This window comes from Enterobacter cloacae complex sp. IR5441, assembly GCF_049238215.1.
GTDB lineage: Bacteria > Pseudomonadota > Gammaproteobacteria > Enterobacterales > Enterobacteriaceae > Enterobacter > Enterobacter hormaechei_C.
This window is the reverse complement of the sequence record NZ_JBMKIA010000072.1, coordinates 1-5,239: the sequence shown is the minus strand read 5'-3', so window position 1 is coordinate 5,239 and position 5,239 is coordinate 1. Positions and strand designations below refer to the sequence as shown.

Below are 5,239 nucleotides of genomic sequence, written 5' to 3'. Positions count from 1 at the left end.
GTCATTAACAAAAGCACCCTGGACATGTCGGTGTTTGGCTCGAACAGATGGCTCGGTGATGACGGTAAGTTTTACGCCACGCAGGAGTTTAGCGCCAAAAATAAATTTGGTCTTGAGCAAAAATTTAGAGCTGTATGCATCGAAGATAAAGACGGTAAAACTGATTATCGACTTGAAGAAATGAGCGGCAGTTAAGCTGAACTACGCTGCAACCAAGCCCCGCCCGGGGCTTTCATTACAGCCCACTCAGGTGGGCTTTTTGCATTTTGTGCTACTGCCACATCATCATAACTATTCAAATTACCTGAGGGGTAATTTCTGCATTATTGGACCTACCTTTCCGCACCTCTTGGCGCTTTAATCACGTCAGTAGGTGCTCTTTAACAATTAGTTGAGATCCTCAGACTCCTTGAGGGGGCTATCCTTCGAAGCCAGATACAGGAGAATTCTTAAATCTTTGCTTTCTGATTCCAGCCTATGCGCCATAATAGCTGCTGCATCCAAAACAAGGCTCCGGGCTCTGTCTCTATCATTTTTGGATAGCTTTTCAGCCTCACCTTCTTCTGCGAGTCCCAGCAAATACTCAATTCCTTCCTGTGCTAGAGCTGGTTGTGACAGAGCACTGGAAATGATGTCGACTATCTCAGAATTCATCGATCTTCCATTGCGCTTGGCGCGATCTGCTATAGCGTCACGCATTCCGGCTGGAAGCCTCACATTGAAACGGTCCATCTCTTGGCTAGGGAATTTACTCATTATTAAAACTCGCTGATACAAATTTGTATCATGATAGCACCTACTTGACATCATCATAAATGGTGTTAAATTGGTTGTGGTACCAAGTTGGCATCATTGATTAGGAGTTTACTATGCAAACCACTACATACGCTGGTCGTAAAAATGAAAGCTTCCAGCTTCGTCTACCGGGACAGATGAAAGAGGAGATCCGCAGAATGGCGGAGATGGATGGAATTTCAATCAACTCTGCGATTGTGCAGCGACTGGCTAAAAGCTTGCGTGAGGATCGCGCTAATGGTCAGTAAAAAAGACGAAACCCGGCAGTGTGGGGACACGAACCGGGCTTCTTTGCCAACACACCACCGTAGGAATGATGACATGAACAGTGTACAGAACAATGAATTAACTTTCCAGCAGACAGAGTTTCACCCGGTATCACACGCTGGTGAAACATGGCTCACTTCATCTGAGTTAGCAGCGGCGCTCGGTTACAAAAAGTCAGATGCCGTTACCCAAATATTCAGTAGGTATCACGATGAATTTACGGAACATATGTCAACGACCCTCAAAATGAGTGTCGTTAGAAAGACTGGTGCTGTTGATATTCCGGTTCGCGTTTTTTCGCTTCGTGGCGCTCATCTTGTCGCGATGTTCGCTACCACCCCGAAGGCCAAAGAATTCCGCCGCTGGGTTCTGGACATTCTTGACAGAGAAATTCAGCGCTCGCCAATCGCTAAGCAGTTTACGGACGATGAATTATGCACCCTCGCATATCTTTGGCGTTCAGCTGCGGTGATGTATGAGGCTTGCCGCGAAGTACATCCTCTACTGTTAGTTGCCGAGCATCGACTGGTTCCTCGATTTAGCTCTATTGGCACAAATTACAACCGGGGGATCAATAAGGCTCGCGCCATTCTTAAGCGCGAAACAGATCACATCAAAGAACAACCATGGGGAGATAGTGACTGGAAAAACGTCTTCTCATACGGGAAAGGAATTTTGCAGTGATGCAAATAGAAAAGCCGACAGTTCGCACCTGCCGGCTTCCATTGAAACTTGTCAAAAGGGTCCAACCAATGACTTCTTTAAATTTAGCAGTTCATGAACCAAATGTCGATCCCAAGCCACTGCCAGTGATTGAATGGAAGGGGTTGCGTGTTGTTACGACTGAAACGCTGGCCGCAGGTTATGGTTCTGATGAGGCTAATATTAGGAAAAACCTTTCGCGCAATGCCAGCCGCTTCATTGAGGGCATCCACATCTTCACCATTAAAGGCCAAGAGCTGAAGGATTTGCGAGTGACTAATAGTCACGCACAAATTTCGAGCAAAGCCCGCTCTGTTGTTTTTTGGACCGAAAAGGGCGCGGCCCGTATGTCGAAGATTGTTGATACTGACGAAGCATGGGCCTTTTTCGAACGCCTTGAGGATGCTTACTTCCGTCCAACTCCATCAATGGGTATCCCGCTGACCTATGAAGCAGCTCTGGAAGACCTCCTGACAAAAGTGAAAGAGAACCGCATTATTGCTGAACAGCGCGATCGTGCAGTTAAAGAGAAGCGCTGGATCTCTGAGAAACGCGAGGTAACCGCGATGGCAACAGCTTCCGCTGCTGTTCGTGCCAAAAACAAACTGGCGGAACGCATCGGGGAAGGAAAAAACTATGCCGCCATTATCCCGGTAGAGAAGAAGCTCGGTCAGAAATTTAAATGGCAGCCGCTTCGTAAATGGTGCCGGGAGAATGATGCAACCCCTCACGACGTAGATGACCCGCGTTTCGGTAGCGTCAAGTCCTGGCCTCGCGCGGCATGGCTTGCAGTGTACGGCGTCGATCTTCGGAAGTTATTCTAAACGCAGTCAAATACAAACCCGCTTCGGCGGGTTTTTTATGGAGTAAATATGGCAGTTGAAACATACAGCTGGCGCTCGCAGCTCGGTGCTGGCGCGATTGAGTACAGCCAGGCGGTGCGCGCGGCGCATTTCGGCGATGGCTATGAGCAAGTGGCCGATAACGGTATTAACTCCACGGCTATTCAGGTCCCTATGAAGCACACGGGCAACGAGTCGGAAGTGGACAGGATTCGTGATTTCCTCCTGGCTCATACCGTGAAGGCCTTCATCATCACGCCGCCGGGAGAAGAGAAGGGGCTTTACCGTGTAGTCGCAGATTCTGTGCGGAAAAATCAGATCAGCAGCAAATTCGCTGAGCTGACATTCACTATCAAACGGGCTTATGGGGTGTATGCATAATGGCATTAGTCGATCAGGCGGCGATGCTGGCACCAGGTGGCAGAGTCCGCCTGGTTGAAGTTGACGCCTCAGAGTTCAGTGGTGGTATCCACCGTTTCCACTACGCACCTTTCCCCCATACGCCGGAAGAAATTGATGCTGCCAATGGAGATGAACAAAAGCTCGGACCCAAGCCTATCTTCTTCGGTGGCAATACCTACGATTTTTGGCCGTTTCAGGTAGCAGGCCTGGAGCTTTCAACAGACCAGGCCGCAGAGCCGACACTCAGCGTTTCCAACCTCGACGGTCATATCACGGCGCTATGCCTGCAATTTAAAGACATGGTTAATGCCAAAGTGAGCATTATCGACACCTATTCGGTTTACCTCGATGCCGTGAATTACCCTGGTGGCGTAAACCCAACAGCAGACCCGACGATGTTCACGCTTCAGACTTTCTGGCTGGACACTAAAAGTTCAGAAGATGATGAGGTGGTGACCTGGTCTCTTAGCAGCCCAGCTGATTTGCAGAGCCTTGTGATCCCCACCCGGCAAATTACCTCGTTATGCGAATGGGCCCTCCGCGGACAATACCGCAGCGGTGATGGATGTTCCTACAATGGCACGGCCTATTTCGACGCCAAAGGGAATCCGGTATCGGATCCCGCTCTCGATGTGTGCGGCGGATGCCTTAGTGACTGTAGAAAACGGTTTGGCGCCGGGCTGGCAGAGCCTGACGCGGCAATCCTCGATTTTGGTGGCTTCCCGGCAACCGTTCTCTTTATCCGATAACCGGACGTACCAATGAATAAAACCATAATGGCAGCTATCCGGGCGCATGCACTGGATGAATCCCCGCGTGAGTGCTGTGGCTTCGTTATTCAGTCTGGCCGTCGCCAGCGCTACATTCCCGTGCCGAATACGCACGAAAATCCGACAGAACATTTTCGCATCGACGGCGAGCACTGGGCTAACGCCGAAGATATAGGGACGATTATTCGCGTCATCCACTCCCACCCGGGCGACGGTGCCCGGCCTATTCCGTCCGATCTGGACCGCCAGCAGTGCAACAACTCCGGCGTGATCTGGGGTATTTACGCGCCTGACAGCGATGAATACGCCGAGATAATGCCGGAGGCGGTGCCGCTTATTGGGCGTCCGTTTATCCTGGGCTCGAATGACTGCTGGGGGCTGATTATGGACTGGCATGCCATCCAGGGCGTCACGCTGAACGATTTTCGCGTCGATTACCCATGGTGGGAAAGCCAGTACCCGGACAACCTCTATTTTGATAACTGGGAACGGGAAGGATTCGTCGAGTGCGATCCGGCACCAGGCTGCATGGTCATCATGCAGGTTGATTCGGATAAGTGGAACCACGCGGGCATCATCACTGAAGAAGGTGAACTGCTCCATCACCTTTACGGACAGCCTTCCTGCATTACCCCGTATGCCCGAGGCTATTTCAAAGACCGCACGATGATCTGCGTTCGTCACAAAGACCTGCCGCAGGAGATAAAGCCATGGCGCGTTTAACCACTATTCGTCTGTATGGCGCACTGGGCGCCCGGTTCGGGCGCGTGCACAAACTGGCAGTGCAGACATCTGCCGAAGCGGTAAAAGCCCTGTGCATCAATTTCGACGGGCTGGAAGACTACCTGATGAACGCCAAAAAGAACGGCATGACGTTTGCGGTGTTCCGCGGTAAACGCAACATCGGCGTTGATGACTTTAAGGCGCTGTCAGGGGACACCGATATCCGCATCGCACCAGTGATGGAGGGGGCCAAAAAAGCCGGCATTTTTCAAACCATCCTTGGTGCCGTGATGGTGGTTGCGGGCATTGTAGTATCTGGTCTCTCTGCTGGTTGGGCTGGGCCAGTTGGTGGGGCGATGATATCCGCTGGCATCGGTATGATGGCCGGCGGTATTTACCAGATGCTTTCGCCCCAGCCCAAAGGGTTGCAGGGGCGAGACGACCCTGACAATAAACCCTCTTATGCCTTTGGTGGCTCGGTGAATACCCTTGCGATGGGAAACCCGGTCGCGCTTCTCTATGGCGTCCGTGAGATTGGCGGCGCCATCATCAGCGCTGGCATAGTCGCCGAAGACATCTGATAACTCCTTTCTGAATATCAAGCACCCAGTCGGGTGCTTTTTTTTATGGATGTAATATGGAAGCGATCACTGGTGCAAAGGGTGGCAGCCAGAAGCAGCACACACCTGTAGAACAACCTGATTCGGCGCAGTCAATGGCGCGCTGCCGCATGCTGCT

General features: G+C 51.3%; 9 protein-coding genes. 8 read left to right on the top strand and 1 reads right to left on the bottom strand.

Annotation, left to right across the window (positions count from 1 at the left end; genetic code table 11):
* Positions 1–195, top strand: a 195-nt coding sequence (locus tag ACOTX5_RS26055) for a hypothetical protein (RefSeq protein ID WP_421632506.1), incomplete at its 5' end; no start/stop codon positions are given.
* Positions 196–387: 192 nt separating this feature from the next.
* On the opposite strand, the gene ACOTX5_RS26050 is transcribed toward ACOTX5_RS26055, so the two are convergent.
* The gene (locus ACOTX5_RS26050; protein WP_224213912.1) at positions 388–756 is read right to left on the bottom strand and encodes an Arc family DNA-binding protein; all 369 of its coding nucleotides are present in this window, start codon (positions 754–756) and stop codon (positions 388–390) included.
* A 113-nt stretch (positions 757–869) separates the two neighbouring features.
* Here ACOTX5_RS26050 and ACOTX5_RS26045 point away from each other — a divergent pair, with 113 nt between their 5' ends.
* The 7 genes from ACOTX5_RS26045 (at position 870) to ACOTX5_RS26015 (ending at position 5,082) form a co-directional block, all read left to right on the top strand.
* Positions 870–1,043: an Arc family DNA-binding protein gene (locus ACOTX5_RS26045; RefSeq protein ID WP_047359780.1), complete on the top strand. Its 174-nt coding sequence runs from the start codon at positions 870–872 to the stop codon at positions 1,041–1,043.
* Positions 1,033–1,746, top strand: a complete 714-nt coding sequence (locus tag ACOTX5_RS26040; RefSeq protein WP_048218106.1) for a P22AR C-terminal domain-containing protein — start codon at positions 1,033–1,035, stop codon at positions 1,744–1,746. The genes ACOTX5_RS26045 and ACOTX5_RS26040 overlap by 11 nt, the downstream gene beginning before the upstream one ends.
* A gap of 68 nt (positions 1,747–1,814) precedes the next feature.
* Positions 1,815–2,588 (top strand): ORF6N domain-containing protein, encoded by a 774-nt coding sequence (locus ACOTX5_RS26035; protein WP_126508918.1) that lies wholly within the window; start codon positions 1,815–1,817, stop codon positions 2,586–2,588.
* Between the two features lie 48 nt (positions 2,589–2,636).
* A complete protein-coding gene (locus ACOTX5_RS26030; RefSeq protein ID WP_126508919.1) occupies positions 2,637–2,987 on the top strand; it encodes a phage tail protein in 351 nt (116 codons plus the stop codon).
* The gene (locus ACOTX5_RS26025; protein ID WP_171963462.1) at positions 2,987–3,757 is read left to right on the top strand and encodes a phage minor tail protein L; all 771 of its coding nucleotides are present in this window, start codon (positions 2,987–2,989) and stop codon (positions 3,755–3,757) included. Before ACOTX5_RS26030 ends, ACOTX5_RS26025 begins: the two co-directional genes overlap by 1 nt.
* A 12-nt stretch (positions 3,758–3,769) precedes the next feature.
* A complete protein-coding gene (locus ACOTX5_RS26020) occupies positions 3,770–4,501 on the top strand; it encodes a C40 family peptidase (RefSeq protein ID WP_126508921.1) in 732 nt (243 codons plus the stop codon).
* Complete coding sequence (locus ACOTX5_RS26015; RefSeq protein WP_059596219.1) at positions 4,489–5,082, top strand: tail assembly protein; 594 nt, start codon at positions 4,489–4,491, stop codon at positions 5,080–5,082. The genes ACOTX5_RS26020 and ACOTX5_RS26015 overlap by 13 nt, the downstream gene beginning before the upstream one ends.
* The last annotated feature ends 157 nt before the right edge of the window (positions 5,083–5,239 follow it).